Origin of the sequence: Klebsiella sp. K5-45 (assembly GCF_030128605.1) — a bacterium.
GTDB classification, from domain to species: domain Bacteria; phylum Pseudomonadota; class Gammaproteobacteria; order Enterobacterales; family Enterobacteriaceae; genus Klebsiella; species Klebsiella quasipneumoniae.
Genome location: NZ_JAKUZW010000008.1, coordinates 268,351 through 287,269, shown reverse-complemented (window position 1 = coordinate 287,269; position 18,919 = coordinate 268,351). Strand labels below are relative to the sequence as shown.

The 18,919-nt window shown below is 60.1% G+C and carries 17 protein-coding genes, 1 pseudogene and 1 other annotated feature; of the genes and pseudogenes, 6 read left to right on the top strand and 12 right to left on the bottom strand.

What is annotated here, in order from left to right; all coding sequences use genetic code 11:
- Window positions 1-244: 244 nt before the first annotated feature.
- The 3 genes from MKS11_RS18625 to MKS11_RS18615 are packed head-to-tail and all read right to left on the bottom strand — an operon-like array spanning window position 245 to window position 2,021.
- Window positions 245-784: a septation protein A gene (locus tag MKS11_RS18625; protein WP_004203842.1), complete on the bottom strand. Its 540-nt coding sequence runs from the start codon at window positions 782-784 to the stop codon at window positions 245-247.
- A gap of 54 nt (window positions 785-838) precedes the next feature.
- Window positions 839-1,582: a YciC family protein gene (locus MKS11_RS18620; RefSeq protein WP_004203845.1), complete on the bottom strand. Its 744-nt coding sequence runs from the start codon at window positions 1,580-1,582 to the stop codon at window positions 839-841.
- 25 nt (window positions 1,583-1,607) lie between these two features.
- Window positions 1,608-2,021 (bottom strand): YkgJ family cysteine cluster protein, encoded by a 414-nt coding sequence (locus MKS11_RS18615; RefSeq protein ID WP_004203847.1) that lies wholly within the window; start codon window positions 2,019-2,021, stop codon window positions 1,608-1,610.
- A 269-nt stretch (window positions 2,022-2,290) separates the two neighbouring features.
- Here MKS11_RS18615 and ompW point away from each other — a divergent pair, with 269 nt between their 5' ends.
- On the top strand, window positions 2,291-2,929 hold the full coding sequence (ompW, locus tag MKS11_RS18610) for an outer membrane protein OmpW (RefSeq protein WP_004203849.1): 639 nt from the start codon (window positions 2,291-2,293) through the stop codon (window positions 2,927-2,929).
- 78 nt (window positions 2,930-3,007) lie between these two features.
- On the opposite strand, the gene ybiX is transcribed toward ompW, so the two are convergent.
- Together ybiX and MKS11_RS18600 are read right to left on the bottom strand one after the other, a co-directional pair.
- Window positions 3,008-3,685 carry a PKHD-type hydroxylase YbiX gene (gene ybiX / locus MKS11_RS18605; RefSeq protein ID WP_048294545.1) on the bottom strand — a complete coding sequence of 226 codons (678 nt, stop codon included), beginning with the start codon at window positions 3,683-3,685 and terminating at the stop codon, window positions 3,008-3,010.
- A gap of 48 nt (window positions 3,686-3,733) precedes the next feature.
- Window positions 3,734-6,019 carry a catecholate siderophore receptor Fiu gene (locus MKS11_RS18600; protein ID WP_049093155.1) on the bottom strand — a complete coding sequence of 762 codons (2,286 nt, stop codon included), beginning with the start codon at window positions 6,017-6,019 and terminating at the stop codon, window positions 3,734-3,736.
- Between the two features lie 364 nt (window positions 6,020-6,383).
- Here MKS11_RS18600 and MKS11_RS18595 point away from each other — a divergent pair.
- Window positions 6,384-6,916: pseudogene (locus MKS11_RS18595) on the top strand (LysR family transcriptional regulator); the annotation flags it as partial.
- A 153-nt stretch (window positions 6,917-7,069) separates the two neighbouring features.
- Here the strand turns inward: MKS11_RS18595 and MKS11_RS18590 are convergent.
- Window positions 7,070-8,017, bottom strand: a complete 948-nt coding sequence (locus MKS11_RS18590; protein ID WP_087771646.1) for a zinc-binding alcohol dehydrogenase family protein — start codon at window positions 8,015-8,017, stop codon at window positions 7,070-7,072.
- Between the two features lie 74 nt (window positions 8,018-8,091).
- Here MKS11_RS18590 and MKS11_RS18585 point away from each other — a divergent pair, with 74 nt between their 5' ends.
- Window positions 8,092-8,574: a MarR family winged helix-turn-helix transcriptional regulator gene (locus MKS11_RS18585; protein WP_017898672.1), complete on the top strand. Its 483-nt coding sequence runs from the start codon at window positions 8,092-8,094 to the stop codon at window positions 8,572-8,574.
- Between the two features lie 3 nt (window positions 8,575-8,577).
- Here the strand turns inward: MKS11_RS18585 and trpA are convergent, their stop codons facing one another.
- Genes trpA through MKS11_RS18560 form a run of 5 tightly spaced genes read right to left on the bottom strand, consistent with a single transcriptional unit; the run spans window position 8,578 to window position 15,109 of the window.
- Complete coding sequence (gene trpA, locus MKS11_RS18580; RefSeq protein WP_004203859.1) at window positions 8,578-9,387, bottom strand: tryptophan synthase subunit alpha; 810 nt, start codon at window positions 9,385-9,387, stop codon at window positions 8,578-8,580.
- The gene (trpB, locus tag MKS11_RS18575; protein ID WP_004203860.1) at window positions 9,387-10,580 is read right to left on the bottom strand and encodes a tryptophan synthase subunit beta; all 1,194 of its coding nucleotides are present in this window, start codon (window positions 10,578-10,580) and stop codon (window positions 9,387-9,389) included. The genes trpA and trpB overlap by 1 nt, the downstream gene beginning before the upstream one ends.
- Window positions 10,581-10,589: 9 nt before the next feature.
- Complete coding sequence (trpCF, locus tag MKS11_RS18570; RefSeq protein ID WP_004203862.1) at window positions 10,590-11,948, bottom strand: bifunctional indole-3-glycerol-phosphate synthase TrpC/phosphoribosylanthranilate isomerase TrpF; 1,359 nt, start codon at window positions 11,946-11,948, stop codon at window positions 10,590-10,592.
- A 3-nt stretch (window positions 11,949-11,951) separates the two neighbouring features.
- Window positions 11,952-13,547: a bifunctional anthranilate synthase glutamate amidotransferase component TrpG/anthranilate phosphoribosyltransferase TrpD gene (trpD, locus tag MKS11_RS18565; protein ID WP_004148109.1), complete on the bottom strand. Its 1,596-nt coding sequence runs from the start codon at window positions 13,545-13,547 to the stop codon at window positions 11,952-11,954.
- On the bottom strand, window positions 13,547-15,109 hold the full coding sequence (locus MKS11_RS18560) for an anthranilate synthase component 1 (protein ID WP_004203864.1): 1,563 nt from the start codon (window positions 15,107-15,109) through the stop codon (window positions 13,547-13,549). Before MKS11_RS18560 ends, trpD begins: the two co-directional genes overlap by 1 nt.
- Window positions 15,110-15,142: 33 nt before the next feature.
- Window positions 15,143-15,238, bottom strand: a sequence feature (Trp leader region).
- A gap of 159 nt (window positions 15,239-15,397) precedes the next feature.
- Between MKS11_RS18560 and rnm the strand changes: the two genes are divergently transcribed.
- Together rnm and MKS11_RS18550 are read left to right on the top strand one after the other, a co-directional pair.
- Window positions 15,398-16,261: an RNase RNM gene (gene rnm, locus MKS11_RS18555; RefSeq protein WP_004203866.1), complete on the top strand. Its 864-nt coding sequence runs from the start codon at window positions 15,398-15,400 to the stop codon at window positions 16,259-16,261.
- Window positions 16,262-16,277: 16 nt separating this feature from the next.
- The gene (locus MKS11_RS18550; RefSeq protein ID WP_002901738.1) at window positions 16,278-16,898 is read left to right on the top strand and encodes an L-threonylcarbamoyladenylate synthase; all 621 of its coding nucleotides are present in this window, start codon (window positions 16,278-16,280) and stop codon (window positions 16,896-16,898) included.
- A gap of 21 nt (window positions 16,899-16,919) precedes the next feature.
- On the opposite strand, the gene MKS11_RS18545 is transcribed toward MKS11_RS18550, so the two are convergent.
- Window positions 16,920-17,828, bottom strand: a complete 909-nt coding sequence (locus MKS11_RS18545) for a DMT family transporter (RefSeq protein WP_004203867.1) — start codon at window positions 17,826-17,828, stop codon at window positions 16,920-16,922.
- Window positions 17,829-17,939: 111 nt separating this feature from the next.
- Here MKS11_RS18545 and gcvA point away from each other — a divergent pair, with 111 nt between their 5' ends.
- A complete protein-coding gene (gene gcvA, locus MKS11_RS18540) occupies window positions 17,940-18,836 on the top strand; it encodes a transcriptional regulator GcvA (protein WP_043521236.1) in 897 nt (298 codons plus the stop codon).
- Window positions 18,837-18,919 lie beyond the last annotated feature (83 nt).

The following is an 18,919-nucleotide window of genomic DNA, read 5'->3' as shown; positions in this document are numbered from 1 at the left end:
AAATGAGATCGAGAATATTAATGATAACAATTATCATTGCAATGTAACGTAATGAATCTCCATAAAATCCTCACAATTAGCGCAATTTTTTACGCTGCCGAGTGAAATCGTGAAGGGAGCCTGCGCTGTGGGGCCGGGAAGCTGTCAGGTTACGCGCGGAGGTGGTGGTGGCAGGGACGGTTGGCCAGCGCAGCAAGGCTACCCGGGGCGAGCGCGGCGCGCGGGTGGCGCGCCGGTGGAGGCGTTAGTGGTGGTCGTCCTGCGGCATATGACGGTAGATGTAGATCCCGCTCAGCAAGGTAAAGACCAGCGTGAGGGCAGTTAAACCGAAGACCTTAAAGTTAACCCAGATATTCTGCGGCAACCAGAAGGCGATATAGATATTAGCCAGTCCGCAGAGGATAAAAAACGCCGCCCAGGCCAGGTTAAGGCGCGACCAGACCTGCTGCGGCAGGGTCAGCTCTTTACCCAGCATGCGCTGGATAAGCGGCTTTTTCATCACCCACTGGCTGAAGAGCAGCGCGCCGGCGAACAGCGCATAGATCACCGTCACCTTCCATTTAATAAACTCATCATTGTGGAAGAAGAGGGTTAATCCACCGAAGACGGCCACCAGCACGAAGGTGATCAGCGCCATTTTTTCGATTTTACGGTAGCGCACCCAGCTGTAGATCAGCACGATGGCGGTCGCCACAATCAGCGCCGTGGTGGCGGCGTAGATATCGTAAAGCTTGTAGAAGGCGAAGAAGACCACCAGCGGTAAAAAATCCAAAAACTGCTTCATACATCGATCCCGTCTGTCAGGACGGACCGGGAAATTCCCCGGTCCAGGTTAAAATTAGCTACGGATAAGCATATACACGCGGAATAAATAGATCAGCAACAGGGCGGAAATCAGGTTGCTGAGGGTGTTGATGACCACCGCGCCGACGTTTGGCGTCAGGGCGGCAAAGCTGGAAGCGAACAGCAGCAGCAGGGTTTTCGCCACCAGCCAGCCGATAATGGCCGGCGCCACCAGCCGCAGATTGGCCCACGCCAGGCGCATGCTGCTGCGCATGGCGCCGAGGATGCCCATTTTGTCCTGCACCAGCATGATCGGCGCAAAGGCCAGCACAATGGCCAACAGGACGCCGGGCACCAGCACTAACATCATCCCCATCTGCACCAGGAAAGTGGTGAAGAGGATCAGCAGCAGCAGCTTCGGCAGCACCGGCGCCGAGGCGCCGATGGCGCGCAGGGCGCTGACACGATGACCGGCAGAGACCAGCTGGATGAGCAGCAGGACGCCGCCGGCGAGGATCGCATTGCCCACCAGACCCGAGAAGGTTGATGCCGCCGAGGCGCGCAGCAGAACCTGCTGCTGCTCCGGCGTCATATTCTGCACCAGCTCGAACAGGCCTGCGCTACCGGCGAGGTTGTCGCCTTCGCTGAGTATCGACAGCTGCTCGTCGCTGGGTGAAAAGGCATGGCCAAGTACTACCGTAATGAACGCGCACAACAGCGCAATCAGCAAAATGGTAATGAACTGATTACGAAAAAAATTCCCGGTGTCACGGTAGACGGACTTCGCCGTGATAGACATGCATTCTCCTTGAGTGTCGCAGGTGTTAACTAGCCGGCGATTGTACCGCAAATCCTTCCGTCGTAGCACTCTCTGCGCCGGTCAGGGCAGGTATATCTTTGTAAAGAGGCCGCAATGGCGGCAGCCCATAGCGCGCTCGCGCCCGGTTGCAGGCGTCGTTTTCCTCGCCGTTTTCCCCGGACATGGCGAATTCGCGACATGGCGAAGGACGATTTTCATAGATAGTGCAGTGGACGGCGTCGCCGATCTCGCCCGATAGCGCCGCGCAGCGGCTCTGGCGTTGATTAGTGCCGCTCATACAGCGCAGGAAGGGGGTCAGCGGCTCGGTCAGCGCGGCGGGCACCAGGCCGCCCGCGTCGTCGGCTTCCGCCCAGTAGAAAGAGACTCGAAAATACGCACAACAGGCACCGCACGTCATGCACGGGTTGATTTCACTCATAATTACACCTGAAAAAAACGCATCAACACAGATTGTCGGCAGTTAACTTATCCAGCCGCCTCAGCGGCGGCAAGAGGGGCAGAAATAATTTTTTTTGCGAAAAGTGAAAATTGATGTGCGAAGGATTTAGCGTATTGCGATCGGTATCAAAAATTAATCTGGATCAATAAATGTTAAATCTAAGGTTTTAGTGTGATCTAAAACAGATCAAACGTAACTCGTTATAGGTATATTTGGCCGCGCTGAAAAACCATAATGAGGAAGTGGATATGAAGAAGTTAGCAGCGGCGGCATTGATTCTAAGCACTCTTACTACCGGCAGCGTCTGGGCGCATGAAGCGGGTGAATTTTTCATTCGTGCCGGGACCGCCACCGTCCGACCGACGGAAGGCTCTGACAATGTGCTGGGCAGTCTGGGCAGTTTCAACGTCAGTAACAATACTCAGCTGGGTTTAACCTTTACCTATATGGCGACCGATAACATCGGTGTGGAACTGCTGGCGGCTACGCCGTTCCGCCATAAGGTTGGTACCGGGCCAACCGGCACCATCGCTACCGTCCATCAGTTGCCACCCACCCTGATGGCGCAGTGGTACTTTGGCGATGCGCAAAGCAAGGTGCGTCCGTACGTGGGGGCGGGGATTAACTACACCACCTTCTTTAATGAAGACTTTAACGATACCGGCAAGGCGGCCGGGCTTTCCGATCTGAGTCTGAAGGACTCCTGGGGCGCGGCAGGACAGGTCGGCCTCGATTACCTGATTAACCGTGACTGGCTGCTGAATATGTCGGTGTGGTACATGGATATCGATACCGATGTGAAATTCAAAGCCGGCGGCGTGGACCAGAAAGTCAGCACCCGCCTGGATCCGTGGGTGTTTATGTTCTCCGCAGGCTATCGGTTCTAACGCCTGCTGCAAACTGGCCAGCGGACGGCCAGTCTGTTGCCTCCTCACCCCTCCCTGCGATAAACCTTCGCCTGCGGATCACACTTCAGTCCACTGGCGCAGCAGGTTGTGATACATATTGAGCAGGGAGAGGACCTCTTCCCCGTCGCCAAAGCGGGTTTTGAGAGACTGGATCGTGCGGTCCAGGTCGTAGAGCATCGCGCGCTGCTTATCGTCGCGGACCATCGACTGGATCCACAGGAAAGAGGCCTGGCGAACCCCGCCGGTGACCGGGGTGACGCAGTGCAGGCTACTGGCGGGATAGAGCACCAGATGTCCGGCCGGGAGCTTCACCCGGTGCTGGCCATAGGTATCTTCAATCACCAGTTCGCCCCCTTCATAGCTTTCCGGCTCGCAGAGGAACAGCGTCGCCGAGAGGTCGGTCCGCATCCAGCCCGCCTCGCCGTTCTGGCGCACCGCGCCATCGACATGAAAACCGTAGGTCTCTCCCGGCCCGTAGCGATTAAACAACGGCGCGGAAATTGTCCGCGGCAGCGCGGCGGAAAAAAACTGCGGATGGCCGCGCAGCGCGTCGAGTACGGCTGCCTGCAGACGGGCATACAGCGGCGTGCGGGTATCGATCTGCTGGTTTTGTTTGACGGTCGCCCCCTGGCTGCCGACGGTAACCCGCCCGTCAACCCATTCGGCCTGCGCCAGCAGGCGGCCATATTCAGCCACCTGGTCCGCCGTCAGCACGTCAGGAATGTGATACATCATTGCGGTGTTCTCTCAAAAAGATGGGGCGCGATGGCCCCACGTACAGACTCAGAAATGGACATTCGCCGTCAACATAAAGGTACGGGGTTCGCCCGGATGATAGCGATAGCCGCTCTTGTTGATGGAAGCCACGTAATCGGTATCAAACAGGTTGTACATATTGAGCTGCAGATCGAGATTGCTGTTGACCCGATAGCCCAGTTTGGCGTCGGCGACCCAATAGCCCTCGGTGTGATCCGGGGTACCCACCGCGCCATCGCTGCCCCGGCGCAGGCTTCCGACATAGCGCACGCCGCCGCCGACGGACAGATCGCTGGTTGCCTGATACTGCGTCCACAGCGTAAAGGCATGTTTCGGGGTGTAGGCCAGCGCGGAAGAGCCATCCTGCGCCACATTCTGACCCTCTGTCACCGTGGCATGTTGCTGGGTGTAGCCGGCGATGATTGTCCAGTCCGGGGTCAGGTTCCCGGTTGCGGAGAGCTCATAGCCTTCCACGCGCTTTTTGCCGTACTGCGACCAGGTTCCGTCATCGTTGGCGGCCACTTCGTTTTCAATATCGGTGCGGAATAACGCCGCGCTGAGCAGCAGGCGCTTGTCGAGGATCTGCCACTTGGTGCCCAGTTCGCTGGATTTCGCTTTCTGCGGTTTAAAGTCGGTCCGGTTGGCGCTGTTGCCGCTACCGCTGGCAGCCAGCGCGAAGCTGCTGCCCCCCGGCGGTTGCTGCGAGATGGCATAGTTGACGTAGATATTGCCCTGCTCGGTTAAGCGATACAGCGCCCCGGCCTTCCAGTTAACCAGGTTACCGGATTTAGCGGTATCGACAGTGGTGACCGGGCTGCCGGTCGACTGTCCTGGCGGGCAGGCGACAGCCCCGCGTCCGCTGCCGCCGCAGGCGGTGGCGCTGTCATATTTGGTATGGTAACTGTCGAGACGCAGCCCACCGTTGACCTCAACCCGATCGGTCAGCGCCAGCGTATCAAAGGCATAGATACCGAAGGTATCGGTCTGGCCGTTGGCGTTCGCCCCGTTTCTGTCCAGCCCGCCAATCGACAGGCTGCTCACCGGATGATAGAGATTCACCGCCGGAGCGGTCAGGGCGTTGACGCCATAGTTAGTCTGGTTTTCCCGGGTAAACTCCACGCCGGCACTGACGTCATGGCCTATCGAACCGGTATTGAAGGTCGAAGTGATATTGGTCTGGTTGGTCAGAATGCGGTTGCTGACATCTTTGGTATTAACCAGACGTGACCAGCTCCAGGTATTGACGTCATTGATGTCGGGGGCGGTGATATTGCTCGCGCCGCCCATCACCGCGGTCAGGAGATACTCCTGCTTCACACGCGACCAGCGGGTGGTATTGCGCACGGTGGTATTGTCCGTCAGATCGTGTTCAAAGCGCAGGGTGCCGCTGTCGGTGGTGGATTTATCGTAATCGGAGTCGGTGCCATAGAAATTGCTGGTATCGACCTTACCGGCGGAATTGAGGGCGGCATACTTCGGCGAAGGCGCCGAATAGCCCGGCAGGCCGACGGTGGGGATCCCGCCATCCGGGGTGTTATTCTGCCGGACGTGGAGATAGTTCAGATACAGACGGGTGGGCGTATCGAGGCCGAAGGCCAGGGACGGGGCAATGCCGTAGCGCTCGTTCTCAATCTTATCCCGGCCGGCGTCGTGGGTTTTTTCGCCCATCAGGTTGAGGCGAAACGCGGCGTTGTCGCCGAAGGCCTGGTTAAGGTCAAGGGTACCCCGACGCGACCAGGCGCTGCCGATGCTGGCGGATCCGTCGATCCCGGAGTCAAGGCGCGGCTGCTTGCTGATCATATTGATCGAGCCGGAAGGGGCGCTGCGGCCATAGTCCGTGCCGGCGGGCCCTTTGATGACTTCCACCTGCTGGGTATTGAAGGTATCCCGCGTCACGCTGCCGATATCGCGAATGCCGTCGACATAAATACTGTTGGAGGTGTCCACGCCGCGCATAAAGATGGCGTCCCCGGTGGTTGAGCTGCCATTCTCCCCGGCGTAAAACGCCCCGACGCCGGGGACGTTTTTGAGGGCGTCAGTCAGGTTGGTGACGCCCTGATCTTTAATGACCTGTTCGGGGATCACGGTGATGGTGCGAGTGGTATCCACCAGTGGTTTATTGAACTTGGGATCGGCGGAGGCTCCGGGAGAATAAAGCGAAGGCGGGGAGGCTTCCACCACCAGCGTCTCTTCATTATTTTTGACTGATTTTTCGGCTGCCATGCCGGTTGCCGGCGCGGCTCCCAGACACAGACCCGTAAACAATGCCAATGAGTTGAAACTGCCAAACGGCAGAGAAGCGTTTTTTTCCATGATAAATGCAGGCTTATTTTTTGTTATTAGCACATATCACGCCGCGCAAAAGCGACGTTATTCGTCGTCTGGCTTGCGCTGACCCGGCGTGATTCTATAAATGATAAAAAGAATAGTTATCATTCGCCTTAATATTTACACAGAAAAGTTGACGTTTAAACTGATTTCTTCACCACCGTTTACAAATTTCATAAATTTTGAACAAAAAAGGCGGGTGACCTCGGTAAATGCGGCAGGGCAACGCGGAATATAGCGCGGTGACCTTGGATAACAGACGCCGGGCGGGCGCCGAAGGGCGCCCTGAGGCTGGCGTCCCGGCGGGCTTACCAGGGCACCGTGCGGCCGTGGCCATCCAGATACTCCAGTCCCGGGCGCCGCCCGCCGTTTCGGCCTTAGCACTTCGGCGATGATCGGAACGTTAACTCGCTTGCGGCACGTGACCGGCGATCCCCTGCTGGTGCGGGCCGGACGCAAAATGGTGTTCACCCCGCATGCGCAGCGGATCCGCAGCAAAACGCACAGTGTGCTGAGCGATTTGCGCGCGGTGCTCAATCCCGTTTACCGCCGCGGCGGCGATAGATGCAGAGCGCTATGTCGCCTGGGGACATGTTATCGTTTCCCGGCATGGGATCGTATATGGGCTGGTGGATGACCAGCTGGCAGAGCGGGGCGGGGGCTGTACCGGCGCATCGCCGCCGTCGTGCCGGGCTTCAGCGCCGCGCTGGGGCTGGTGCCGGCCTCCTGCGTGCGTCATCCTTCGCCGCAGGGGATAGTAAGTTTTCCGCTGCCGGTCAGCACCGGGGTGATTACGGTGTGGCAGGCGTGGCGTCCGCGCCTGGAGCAGGCCCCGGCCACCGCTGGCTGTGGCAGCGGGTGCGAGAGGTGTGTCGCGAGTAAAAAAAAGCCCGCACAAGTGCGGGCAAAAATACTGGAAGCAATGTGAGCAATGTCGTACTGAATACCTGAGTTATTCACTCAACTATTCAGTGATGAGAAAGATAATATTTCTCATTTAAGATATCAACCCCATCTTTTGTGCGGAAGCGATTTTTATCCGAGGGTGAAAACCGTACGCTTCTGGCTGTCGTCCTGCGGCCAGGCCGCCGCGATCTCCTGCAGCGGCCGCGGGGTGGTGGCGATGGTCAATTTCCCCGGCACCGCCGCCTGCAGCATTTCGCCGGTCGCCGCCAGCAGCTGCGGCATCGTCAGGCTACCGATCCCGCTACCCATCAGCAGGAGCGGGGCGGAACGCAGAACCGCGCCATTTAACGCGATATCGGCGCCAGCCAGGGACCCCACTTGCACATAGCGCACCGGCCTGCCGGCCGGGGTATATTTGGCCAGGGCCGGCAATAATAATTCCGCGCTGTGTCCCCACAGATAATCGATGACCACATCGATCTGCGCGGCGCTGACCGCTGAAAACTGTGCAGTTAACGTCTTATCATCCGCAGTTAACTGAATACATTCATCGGCGCCGATCGCCGCCAGCGACTGCGCATTGCGTCCGGTCGCAATGATTTTTTTTGCGCCCAGGTAGCGGGCAATCTGCACCGCCAGCTGACCGGCGCTTCCGGTGGCGCCGTTAATCAGCACCGTTTCGCCGGCCTGAAGCTGGGCGCGAGTCACCAGAGACGCCCACGCGGACATGCCGGGGTTGGCCATCGCCGCCGCCGGGATATCATCGAGCTCATCCGGCAGCGGCAGGCAATTCTGCAGGGCGACCGGCGCCCGCTGCGCCATACTGCCGAAGGGGGCAGTGAGGAAGGCGAAGTAGACGCGCTGGCCCTGGGATGTAGTGCCGACGCCATCGATCCCGGGTACAAAAGGCAGATTGCCGTCGAAGCTGTAATGGCGTCCTGATGCCCGGGCCTTGACCACATGGCTCATCGCGGCGGCGCGGACGTCAATAAGCGTCTGGCCGGGCGCGGGCTGCGGCTCGATGAAATCGGCCCAAACCGGGCCTTCTGCGAGATCAAAAACCACGCCTGCTTTCATAAATTATCTCCTGTCGGGAATTATGTGTAAAATACACATATTGTTTTGCAGCACTATACGCGGAAAATTAATACATGCAAGATGCACATAATGGCTACGACATTACCGACTTTCACGGCGCGCTGCTGGATATCATCAGCGTGATGAACCAGCCGGTGCGCGACGAGCAGATCCTCCAGGCAGCTGGCGTCAAGCTGGAACAGATGCTGTTTCCGCTGCTGGTGGCGGTAGGGCGCTATGGCCCGGTGGGGGTGGTTGAGCTGGCGGATCATTTAGGGCGCGATTACACCACCGTCAGTCGTCAGGTGAAGAAACTGGAAGCCCAGGGGCTTGCCGGTAAGCAACCGAACCGTCATGACCGACGGATCAGCGAAGTGACGCTTAGCGCCAGGGGACAACAGATGATCGACAGGATCGCCGTCGCGCGGCGGCGGTTAATGAATCAGGTGCTGGCGCAGTGGCCGGAAGATGAAGTGCAGGCGCTGTTTCGCTTAACGCGCAAATACGCCGACAGTTTGCAGAAATCATCGCCGCCTGGCGCGATGCCAGGCGGCTGACGGTCAGGCGGTTTTGGTCGCCGCCTTCAGGCTCTGGACGAAGGCTTTCAGCTCGTCGAGCATGGTTTGCGGCTCATCAAGATGACGTTCGATGATTTTGACGATGGCGGAACCGGAGATCGCCCCGGCGGCCCCGGCGTCAATGGCGGCGCTCACCTGCTCCGGCGCGGAGATTCCAAAGCCCTGCAGCGGCGGCGCAGCGTGATATTCCGCCAGCTTCTCCACCAGATGGTGCAGCGGCAGCGCAGCGCGATTTTCCGCACCCGTCACCCCGGCGCGCGACAGCAGATAGGTGTAGCCGCGGCCATAAGAGGCGATCTGGCGCAGTAAATCGTCATCCGCGTTGGGCGGGCAAATGAAAATTGGCGCGATGTTATGGCGCATCGCCGCCTGGCGGAACGGGGCGGACTCTTCCACCGGCACGTCGGCTACCAGCACCGAGTCGACGCCGACGCGGGCGCACTGGGCATAGAACTCATCGATACCCGGGCTGAAGACGAGGTTGGCGTACATCAGCAGGCCGATTGGGATCGTTGGATGCTTCTGGCGGATCGCCGCCAGCATCTCAAAGCACTGCGCCGGGGTTACCCCCGCGGCGAAGGCGCGCAGGGCCGCGCCCTGGATGGTCGGGCCGTCCGCCAGCGGGTCGGAGAAGGGGATCCCCAGCTCAAGGGCATCGGCGCCGCCTTCGATCAGCGCATCGATAATTTTCAGCGACTGCTCCGGTCCCGGATCGCCAAGGGTGACAAAGGGGACGAAAGCGCCTTCCTGGCGGTTTTTCAGTTGGGCAAACAGCGTCTCATAGCGTTCCATCAGATTTCCCCTCGCGCTTTCAGGATGTCGTGTACGGTGAAAATGTCTTTATCGCCGCGGCCGGAGAGGTTAACCACCAGCAGCTGCTCTTTTTCCGGGTTCTCGCGCATCATTTTCAGCGCATGGGCCAGAGCGTGAGAGGACTCCAGCGCCGGGATGATCCCTTCGTGGCGGGAGAGCGCTTTAAACGCCTCCAGCGCTTCGTCATCGGTGATCGACACATAGTCGGCGCGCCCGGTGCTGTTCAGAAACGCGTGCTGCGGCCCAACGGACGGGAAGTCCAGCCCGGCGGAAATGGAGTAAGATTCCTCGATCTGGCCGTCGGCGGTTTGCATCATCGGCGACTTCATCCCGAAGTAGATCCCCACACGACCATGCTTCAGCGGCGCGCCGTGCTCCCCGCTTTCGATACCGTGCCCGGCAGGCTCCACGCCGATCAGGCCGACGCGGGTTTCCTCGATAAAATCAGCGAACATGCCGATGGCGTTTGACCCGCCGCCGACGCAGGCGATCACCGCGTCCGGCAGACGGCCCTCTTTTTCGAGGATCTGCGCTTTGGTCTCTTCGCCGATCATGCGCTGGAATTCACGTACGATGGTCGGGAACGGGTGCGGACCGGCGGCGGTGCCCAGCATATAGTGCGCCTTCTCGTAGCTGCCGGACCAGTCGCGCAGCGCCTCGTTACAGGCATCTTTCAGCGTGGCGGAGCCGCTATGCACCGGGATCACCTCGGCGCCCATCAGGCGCATACGGAAGACGTTCGGCGACTGGCGCTCGACGTCCTTGGCGCCCATGTAGATACGGCATTTCAGACCGAGCAGGGCGCTGGCCAGCGCTGAGGCGACGCCGTGCTGACCGGCGCCGGTCTCGGCGATAATTTCGGTTTTGCCCATCCGTTTGGCCAGCAGAGCCTGGCCCAGCACCTGGTTGGTTTTGTGCGCGCCGCCGTGCAGCAGATCTTCGCGTTTCAGGTACAGGGTAGTGCGGGTCCCTTCGGTCAGGTTCCGGCATTTGGTCAGGGCCGTCGGACGACCGGCGTAGTTTTTCAGCAGGTCGGTGAATTCCGCCTGAAAGGCCGGGTCCTTCTGCGCGCTGACAAAGGCCTCTTCCAGCTGGCGCAGGGCGGGCATCAGGATCTGCGGCACATACATGCCGCCGAATTCGCCGAAGTAGGGGTTCAGTAAAGTGCTCATTATTGCTCCTTAATATGCGCGCAGCGTCTGGAAAACGGAGGCCAGCTTGCTGGCGTCTTTAATCCCGGGTTGCGACTCTACGCCTGAATTGAAATCGAGTCCGGCACAGCCGCTTTTGGCCGCTTCCACACAGTTATCGGCGCCGAGGCCGCCAGCCAGCATGACGTTGCGCAGGTCCTGGCCCTGCAGCAGGCTCCAGTCAAAACGCTGGCCGCTGCCGCCCTGGCCGTTGTCGAGCAGATACTTATCGACATGGCGGAGTGTACGGGACGGCAAGGTTTCGCCAACGCTCAGCGCTTTCCAGATGCGGACGCTATCCGCGAGGGCGTCGCGCAGCGCGTCGATATAGGCCTGGTCTTCATCACCGTGCAGCTGTACGGCGGCCAGCTCCAGGGCCTGGGCGCGGGCGACCACCTCATCCAGCGGCGCATTGCGGAAGACGCCGACGTACTGCAGCGGCGCGGCGGCGATCACCGCTTTAGCCTGGGCGTCATTTACCGCCCGCGGCGAGGTCGGGACGAAGATCAGCCCACCGTAGATGGCGCCAGACTCCCAGGCCACCTGCGCATCCTGCGGGCGCGTCAGGCCGCACACTTTGTTCTCGCCGAGCAGCACGCGCTTGACCGCCGCTTCCAGATCCGCCTGCTCCATCAGGGCGGAGCCGATCAGGAAGCCATTGGCGAAGTGGCTCAGCTCACGCACTTCGGCATAGGTATGGATGCCGGATTCGCTGATCACCGTGACATCCGGGCCGAGACGCGCCGCCAGCTGACGGGTGCGGTTGAGGTCAATCGACATATCGCGCAGGTCGCGGTTGTTGATGCCCACCACCTTCGCCTTCAGGGCGATGGCGCGCTCCAGCTCCTCATCATTGCTGACTTCGGTGAGCACGCCCATATTCAGGCTGTGAGCCACCGCCGAGAGCTGACGATACTGTTCATCGTCGAGCACCGACAGCATCAGCAGGCAGGCGTCGGCCTGATAGTAGCGCGCCAGGTAGATCTGGTAAGGGTCGATGGTGAAGTCCTTACACAGGATCGGCTGCGGCGCGACCTTGCTGACAATCGGCAGAAAATCGAAGCTGCCCTGGAAATATTTCTCATCACACAGCACCGAGATCGCCGAGGCGTAGTGTTTGTAGATGCTGGCGATCGCCGCCGGATCGAAATCTTCGCGAATCAACCCCTTCGACGGCGAAGCCTTTTTGCACTCGAGAATAAACGCGGTGCGGGTGCCGGCCAGCGCGTCATAGAAATTGCGCTGCGTCGGGACGACCTCATTCTGAAAACTGGCTAACGGTTGTTGTTGTTTGCGGGCTTCCACCCAAATCGCTTTGTCGGCAACGATTTTTGCTAAAACGGTCTGCATTCTTTACCCTCTTGCCGCTAAGGCGGTCACTCTGTCATAGGCCGCGCCGCTGTGCAGCACATCCAGTACCTGCTGAGCGTTAGCTTTCAGATCTTCATGCCCGTGTAAACGCATCAACATGGCGACGTTGGCGGCGACGGCGGCTTCGTGAGCGGCTTCACCTTTACCTTGTAGCAAGCGCGTCAGAATGTCACGGTTTTCTTCCGGCGTGCCGCCCGCCAGCTGCGCCTGATGGTAAGGCGTCAGGCCGAAATCGTCGGCGGTCAGCTGATAGCTTTTAATTTCCCCGTTATGCAGCTCGGCGACCACCGTGGGCGCATGCAGCGAGACTTCATCCATCCCGCCGCTGTGCACCACGGCAGCGCGCTGATAACCGAGTACGCGCAAGGTTTCCGCAATCGGCAACACCAGTTCCGGGCTGTAGACGCCAATCAGCGCCAGCGGCGGATGCGCCGGGTTGATCAGCGGGCCCAGCACGTTAAACAGAGTACGGGTCTTCAGCTGCTGACGGACTGGCATCGCGTGGCGGAAACCGGTGTGGTACTTCGGCGCGAACAGGAAGCAGACGCCCAGCTCATCGAGCGCCGCGCGGGATTTATCAGCGTTCATATCGAGATTAATGCCGAAGGCCGCCAGCAGGTCAGAAGAGCCTGATTTACTGGAAACGCTGCGGTTGCCGTGCTTCGCCACTTTCAATCCACAGGCAGCGGCGACAAACGCGCTGGCGGTGGAGATATTAATGCTGTTGCTGCCGTCGCCACCGGTGCCGACGATGTCGGCAAACAGGTAGTCCGGGCGCGGGAACGGCGCGGCGTTTTCCAGCAGCGCGGTGGCGGCGCCGGCAATTTCCTGCGGCTGCTCGCCGCGCACTTTCATACTGACCAGCGCGGCGGCCAGCTGTTCAGGCTTCACTTCGCCGCGCACGACGGCGGAGAACAGCTGGTGGCTCTCCTGCTGGCTCAGGGTTTCCGCCTGGTACAGCTTCTCAAGGATCGGCTGGAGGGTGTTGGTATGCTCCAGCTTCTGCAGCGCCCAGGCCAGGGTCTGCTCCAGCAGTCGCGCGCCCTGGGTGGTGAGGATCGATTCCGGGTGGAACTGGAAGCCGCACACCCGATCCGCATCGTGACGCACCGCCATCACCATGCCATTGAAATTGGCGTTAATCGTCAGCCCGGCAGGAATATTGCTGCCGACCAGCGAGTGGTAGCGCGCCACCGGCAGCGGGTTAGCCAGACCGGCAAACATCGCCTGGCCGTCGTGCTCAATGCTGGAGGCTTTACCGTGAAGGATCTCGCCCGCCTGGCCGACATAGCCGCCGTAGGCTTCGACAATGGCCTGGTGGCCGAGGCAGATGCCGATGATCGGCAGCTTGCCCCGCATGCGGGTCAGCAATTCCGGCATGCAGCCGGCTTCGCTTGGCGTACCCGGGCCAGGGGAGAGCATCAGCACCGGATTGTCCATGGTGCCCAGACGCTCAATCAGCGCCTGCGCCGGAACGGAGTTACGGTAAATCACCACGTTATGGCCGTTGGCGCGCAGCTGGTCTGCCAGGTTATAGGTGAAAGAATCGATATTATCGAGCAGCAGAATGTCAGCCATCAGAAAATCTCCTTCGCGTGATGGGCCTGGGCAATGGCGCGCAGCACCGCGCGGGCTTTATTTCGGGTCTCATCCGCTTCCGACTGGGGAACCGAGTCGAGCACAATGCCGGCTCCGGCCTGGACGGTAGCGATACCCTCCTGCACGTAGGCGGAACGGATGACGATGCAGGTGTCGAGGTCGCCGTGGGCAGTGAAATAGCCCACCGCGCCGCCGTAGCTGCCGCGTCGTTTACCTTCGGCGGCGGCAATCAGCTGCATGGCGCGAACCTTCGGCGCGCCGCTGAGAGTGCCCATGTTCATGCAGGCGCGGTAAGCGTGCAGCACATCGAGATCCTGACGCAGTTCACCCACCACCCGGGAGACCAGATGCATCACGAAGGAGTAACGGTCAACCTTGGTTAAATCGGCGACATAGCGGCTGCCCGGGGTACAGATGCGGGCCAGATCGTTGCGCGCCAGGTCCACCAGCATCAGGTGCTCGGAAAGCTCTTTGTGATCGGTACGCATTTCCAGTTCGATACGGCTGTCGAGATCGCGATCCAGCGAACCGTCGGCGCGGCGGCCGCGCGGCCGGGTGCCGGCGATGGGGTAGATCTCAATCTGACGGCTGACGGCATCGTACTTCAGCGAGCTTTCCGGCGAGGCGCCGAACAGGGTGAAATCGTTGTCCTGCATAAAGAACATATACGGGCTGGGGTTGCTCTTCTTCAGCACATCATACGCGGCCAGCGGCGACGGGCAGGGCAGCGAGAAGCGGCGGGAAGGGACCACCTGGAAGATTTCCCCGGCGCGGATCGCGCGCTGCATTTTGCGCACCACCGCGCCGTACTCTTCATCGCTCTGGTCAACGTCGCAGCGCATTTCGGCCACGGTAGTGACCGGCAGCGGCGCCGGCGGCTCGTTCAGCTGCTGGCGCAGCTGGCTCAGGCGCTGCTCCAGGCGCTGTTTTTCACTCTCCAGCGGCGTGAACAGGCTCGCCTGGATGCGGGTATGCTTGGTCTGATGGTCGATGACCAGCAGGGTCTCCGCCAGATAGAAGCAGTAGTCCGGGCAGGCGGTGTCGCTCTGCAGGGGCGGCAGATCTTCAAAGCCGGCCACCAGGTCATAGGCGAACAGGCCGCCGAAGAACATCGCTTCACGCTCGTTGGCAGGGACGGTCACCAGCTCCTGCAGCAGACGGAAGGCGTCAAACACTGACAGCGAGCAGAGGCGGGCGTCTTCATCGAGCAGGGAACTGACCGCCGGGAAGGTCAGGATCCGGCCGTTGGGCTGGCGCTGATTGGCGATCCCGGAGGGCAGCGCGCCGTCCAGCAGCTCCAGCAGCGCGGCGCCGTTGGCGGAGAGGGCCTGAATGGTGACAGTGTCACCAAGAGCGGTGATGCGCAGCGCGCTGTCCACCAGCAGCAGGCTTTTTAAGTCATCTTTGCTGTCGATGTCAGCCGATTCCAGCAGCAGCGTGGCCGGACGGGCGCCGCACAGTTGGTGGAATAACGCCGTCGGGTTCTCCCGGTAGATGGCGTCGCTGGTGAGAAGCTCGAGTGCCGGTTTGGATGTTTGCATTATTGTTCTCGCCTGTTCGTATTATTTTTGTCCAATAAAAAGCCCGCTCATTGGCGGGCCGGGTATCTGTATGCTGAATGCAAAACGCGATCACGCCGCCCGTTATCAGGAGGTGCGCCACCAGCTGTGCAGAGTGATAAAGTGCATTTTCATCGTGATACCCCTTCATGTGAACTTGCGTACTAGTTAACTAGTTCAATGGAATAAAGTCAACCCTTGTTTGCAGATTTTCTCTGCCTGTCGGTATGATAATGCGCTTATTTACGTTGATGTCCAGCAGGAGTCCTTTTGAGCGACAGCCAATACGCAGTGATTTACGATCTGCACAGCCATACCACCGCCTCTGACGGGCGGCTGACTCCGCAGGAACTGGTCCATCGCGCCCATGAAATGCGCGTAGGCACGCTGGCGATCACCGACCATGACAGCGTGGCGGCGATCCCCGCGGCCCGGGAGGAGATCGCCCGCGCCGGATTACCCTTGACCCTGGTGAACGGCGTCGAGATTTCCACCCTCTGGGAGAATCACGAGATTCATATTGTGGGTCTCAATATTGATATTGCGCACCCTGCGATGACCGCCCTGCTGGAGGAGCAGAAAGCGCGGCGCCAGCAGCGCGGCCAGATGATTGCCGAGCGTCTGGAGAAGGCGCGCATCCCCGGCGCCTGGGAAGGGGCGCTGCGGCTGGCGGACGGTGGCGCCGTCACCCGCGGCCATTTTGCCCGTTTTCTGGTGGAGGCCGGCCACGCGAAGAACATGGCGGAGGTCTTCAAAAAATACCTTGCCCGCGGGAAAACCGGTTACGTGCCGCCGCAGTGGTGTACAATAAAACAAGCAATTGATGTCATTCATCATTCTGGCGGTAAGGCGGTGATAGCCCATCCCGGGCGTTACGATCTTTCCGCCAAGTGGCTTAAGCGGCTGTTGGCCCACTTCAGCGAGCAGGGCGGTGATGCCATGGAAGTGGCCCAGTGTCAGCAGGCGCCCCATGAACGCGCCCAGCTGGCCGCCCTGGCCGTGCAGTTTGGTCTTCTGGCGTCGCAGGGTTCCGATTTCCATCAGCCCTGCGCGTGGATCGAACTTGGCCGTAAGCTCTGGCTCCCTGCCGGCGTGGAAGGCGTCTGGCACAGCTGGGAAGCGGCCACCGAATAAAAATTGAGAGGGAAGTATGAGCCAGTTTTTTTATATCCATCCGGATAACCCGCAGGCGCGGTTGATTAACCAGGCGGTGGAGATTGTGCGTAAGGGCGGGGTGATCGTATATCCTACCGACTCCGGCTACGCGCTGGGCTGCAAAATTGAAGACAAGGGCGCGATGGAGCGGATCTGCCGCATCCGTCAGCTGCCGGACGGCCACAACTTCACCCTGATGTGCCGCGACCTGTCCGAACTGTCAACCTACGCCTTTGTGGACAACGTGGCGTTTCGCCTGATGAAAAACAATACGCCGGGCAACTACACCTTTATCCTCAAAGGAACGAAAGAGGTACCGCGCCGGCTGCTGCAGGAGAAGCGTAAAACTATAGGTATGCGCGTCCCGTCCAACCCCATCGCTCAGGCGTTGCTTGAGACCTTAGGCGAACCGATGCTCTCTACCTCGCTGATGCTGCCCGGCAGCGACTTTACCGAATCCGACCCGGAAGAGATCAAAGATCGTCTGGAGAAAGTCGTGGACCTCATTATCCACGGCGGTTTCCTGGGGCAGCAGCCGACCACGGTTATCGACCTGACGGAAGATACCCCGGTGGTGCTGCGCGAAGGCGTGGGCGACGTGAGGCCGTTTCTCTGACACTACCTGCCGGGCGGTGCCTCATGCGCCGCCTGGTACCCTCTCTTTTCTCCCCGACGGCACGACCATCATCCACAGCGCCACGCAGACCAGCAGCGCGCCGAGAATTAACCCACTCTCCACAATCTCTCCAAGAAAAAGATAGCCCCACAGCACCGCAAAAGGCGGGATCAAAAAGGTCACGGACAGTGAACGCAGCGGTCCAATATCAGCGATCAGGCGGAAATAGAGGATATACCCTGCCGCCGTGCAGACGACACCCAGCATAAGCATTGCCATCCACGGCAGGCCCTGACCCCAGTCCACAGCCAGCCCATGCCCGCAGGACCAGAGAAAGAAGGGGCATAAAAACAGCGTGGCGCCGATTTGGCTGCCCAACGCGACGCGCTCCGCTTCGAGGCCGCCGCGCTGTTGGATCCAGCGGCGGGTCAGAAAGCCGGCCAGGCCATAGCAGGCGGTGGCGGTCAGACAGGCGCCGACGCCCGGCAGCAGCTGGGCGGCGCCGAGGCCGGTAGTCGGGCGCGCGATCACCGCCACGCCAATAGCGCCCAGCGCCGCGCCAGCGCCTTTGCGCAGGGTCAGCGGTTCCGCAAAGCAGAGTGCGCCAATCAGCACCCCCATCATCGGCGCCGTGGCGTTGAGCGTGGCGGAGTACCCTGCCGGTAGCCATTGCGCGGCAAGGCAGTACATCAGAAAAGGGAGGCCGGAATTGATGACCCCCAGCTTCAGAGTGGCGATGAATTTACCCTCATACCCGCCCCATTTTCCGCGCGCGCCGGCCAGCAACCCTAAAGCGACGGCGGCGAACAGCACGCGCAGAAAGGCGCTGTTTACCGCGCCGAAAGCCGGGGTGGTGATGCGCATAAACAGAAAGCTGGCACCCCAGAGGGCGGCAAGCAGCAGCAGGCGACCACAGTCGATAACACGCATGATTGACTCCTTGTGAACGGTAAGGAAGCTAACTGTAGAGCTCTCGTGCAATGGCCGACAAACGCGTTATGCTTACATGATTAAGTTTTTCTTAACTGAGGTTCTATAGCCATGAAACTCCCGCCGCTGAATGCGTTGCGCTGTTTTGAGGCGGCGGCGCGGCTACTCAGCCTGAAGCTGGCCGCCAGTGAACTTTGCGTCACACCCAGCGCTGTCAGCCAGCAGATTGCCCGCCTGGAGGAGGCGCTGAATGTCCCGCTATTTATCCGTACCCCCCGACGGTTACAGTTAACGGAGTTGGGGGAGATCTACCTCCGGGCCGTGCAGCCCGCGTTTCATCAGATAGCTGCCGCCACCCGGCGTCTGCAGGTGCCCCCGGGGCCGGAAAAAGTGACTGTCAGTTGTACCAGCGGCTTTGCTATTCAATGGCTGCTGCCGCGGCTGGCTGATTTTGAACAGCGCTATCCACAGATAGAGATCCTGATCGGCACCACCAACCGGCGAGTGGATTTGCTGAGCGAAGAGATCGATTTTGCCGTGCGGCATGGCGTCGGGGGCTGGCCGGAACTGCAGGCTTATCGTCTGCTGGATGACGATCTGATGCCGGTCTGTAGTCCGCAGCTGATTGCTCCGCACCAGACCCTCGCCGATGCCAGCGATCTGCTAGAGTATCCGCTGCTGCACGATGAACATCGTGAGGACTGGGCGCTGTGGTGCGAGGCCGTGGGGCTGGAAGCGCACCGCGCGCGCCGTGGCCCGGTGTTCACTGATTGCAACGGCGTAACGGAGGCGGCATTAGCCGGTATGGGGATGGCTTTACTGCGACGTTCATTCATAGCGCCTGCGCTGACGCAGGGGCGGCTGGTGAATCCTCTGGCGCAGCCCATCGCCTGTCCGCTGGCCTATCATCTGGTTTACCACGAGACCGCGCTGCTGGCCCCTGCCAACCGCTGTTTTCGTGACTGGCTGCTCGCCCAGCGCTCTGCCGTCGCGCAAGAGCAGGCGTAGCGCAGGGAGGCGCTCTCTGTCCGACTAAGACCAACACAGGTGAGGGTAGACAGGTGAATAAGGAAAATCTGTTCCATACTAAA

What these genes read in the sequence shown, in the direction of transcription:
- MKS11_RS18625 (WP_004203842.1), bottom strand. Translation starts at nt 784, where the DNA reads ATGAAGCAGTTTTTGGATTTTTTACCGCTGGTGGTCTTCTTCGCCTTC.
- MKS11_RS18620 (WP_004203845.1), bottom strand. Translation starts at nt 1,582, where the DNA reads ATGTCTATCACGGCGAAGTCCGTCTACCGTGACACCGGGAATTTTTTT.
- MKS11_RS18615 (WP_004203847.1), bottom strand. Translation starts at nt 2,021, where the DNA reads ATGAGTGAAATCAACCCGTGCATGACGTGCGGTGCCTGTTGTGCGTAT.
- ompW (WP_004203849.1), top strand. Translation starts at nt 2,291, where the DNA reads ATGAAGAAGTTAGCAGCGGCGGCATTGATTCTAAGCACTCTTACTACC.
- ybiX (WP_048294545.1), bottom strand. Translation starts at nt 3,685, where the DNA reads ATGATGTATCACATTCCTGACGTGCTGACGGCGGACCAGGTGGCTGAA.
- MKS11_RS18600 (WP_049093155.1), bottom strand. Translation starts at nt 6,019, where the DNA reads ATGGAAAAAAACGCTTCTCTGCCGTTTGGCAGTTTCAACTCATTGGCA.
- MKS11_RS18590 (WP_087771646.1), bottom strand. Translation starts at nt 8,017, where the DNA reads ATGAAAGCAGGCGTGGTTTTTGATCTCGCAGAAGGCCCGGTTTGGGCC.
- MKS11_RS18585 (WP_017898672.1), top strand. Translation starts at nt 8,092, where the DNA reads ATGCAAGATGCACATAATGGCTACGACATTACCGACTTTCACGGCGCG.
- trpA (WP_004203859.1), bottom strand. Translation starts at nt 9,387, where the DNA reads ATGGAACGCTATGAGACGCTGTTTGCCCAACTGAAAAACCGCCAGGAA.
- trpB (WP_004203860.1), bottom strand. Translation starts at nt 10,580, where the DNA reads ATGAGCACTTTACTGAACCCCTACTTCGGCGAATTCGGCGGCATGTAT.
- trpCF (WP_004203862.1), bottom strand. Translation starts at nt 11,948, where the DNA reads ATGCAGACCGTTTTAGCAAAAATCGTTGCCGACAAAGCGATTTGGGTG.
- trpD (WP_004148109.1), bottom strand. Translation starts at nt 13,547, where the DNA reads ATGGCTGACATTCTGCTGCTCGATAATATCGATTCTTTCACCTATAAC.
- MKS11_RS18560 (WP_004203864.1), bottom strand. Translation starts at nt 15,109, where the DNA reads ATGCAAACATCCAAACCGGCACTCGAGCTTCTCACCAGCGACGCCATC.
- MKS11_RS18550 (WP_002901738.1), top strand. Translation starts at nt 16,278, where the DNA reads ATGAGCCAGTTTTTTTATATCCATCCGGATAACCCGCAGGCGCGGTTG.
- MKS11_RS18545 (WP_004203867.1), bottom strand. Translation starts at nt 17,828, where the DNA reads ATGCGTGTTATCGACTGTGGTCGCCTGCTGCTGCTTGCCGCCCTCTGG.
- gcvA (WP_043521236.1), top strand. Translation starts at nt 17,940, where the DNA reads ATGAAACTCCCGCCGCTGAATGCGTTGCGCTGTTTTGAGGCGGCGGCG.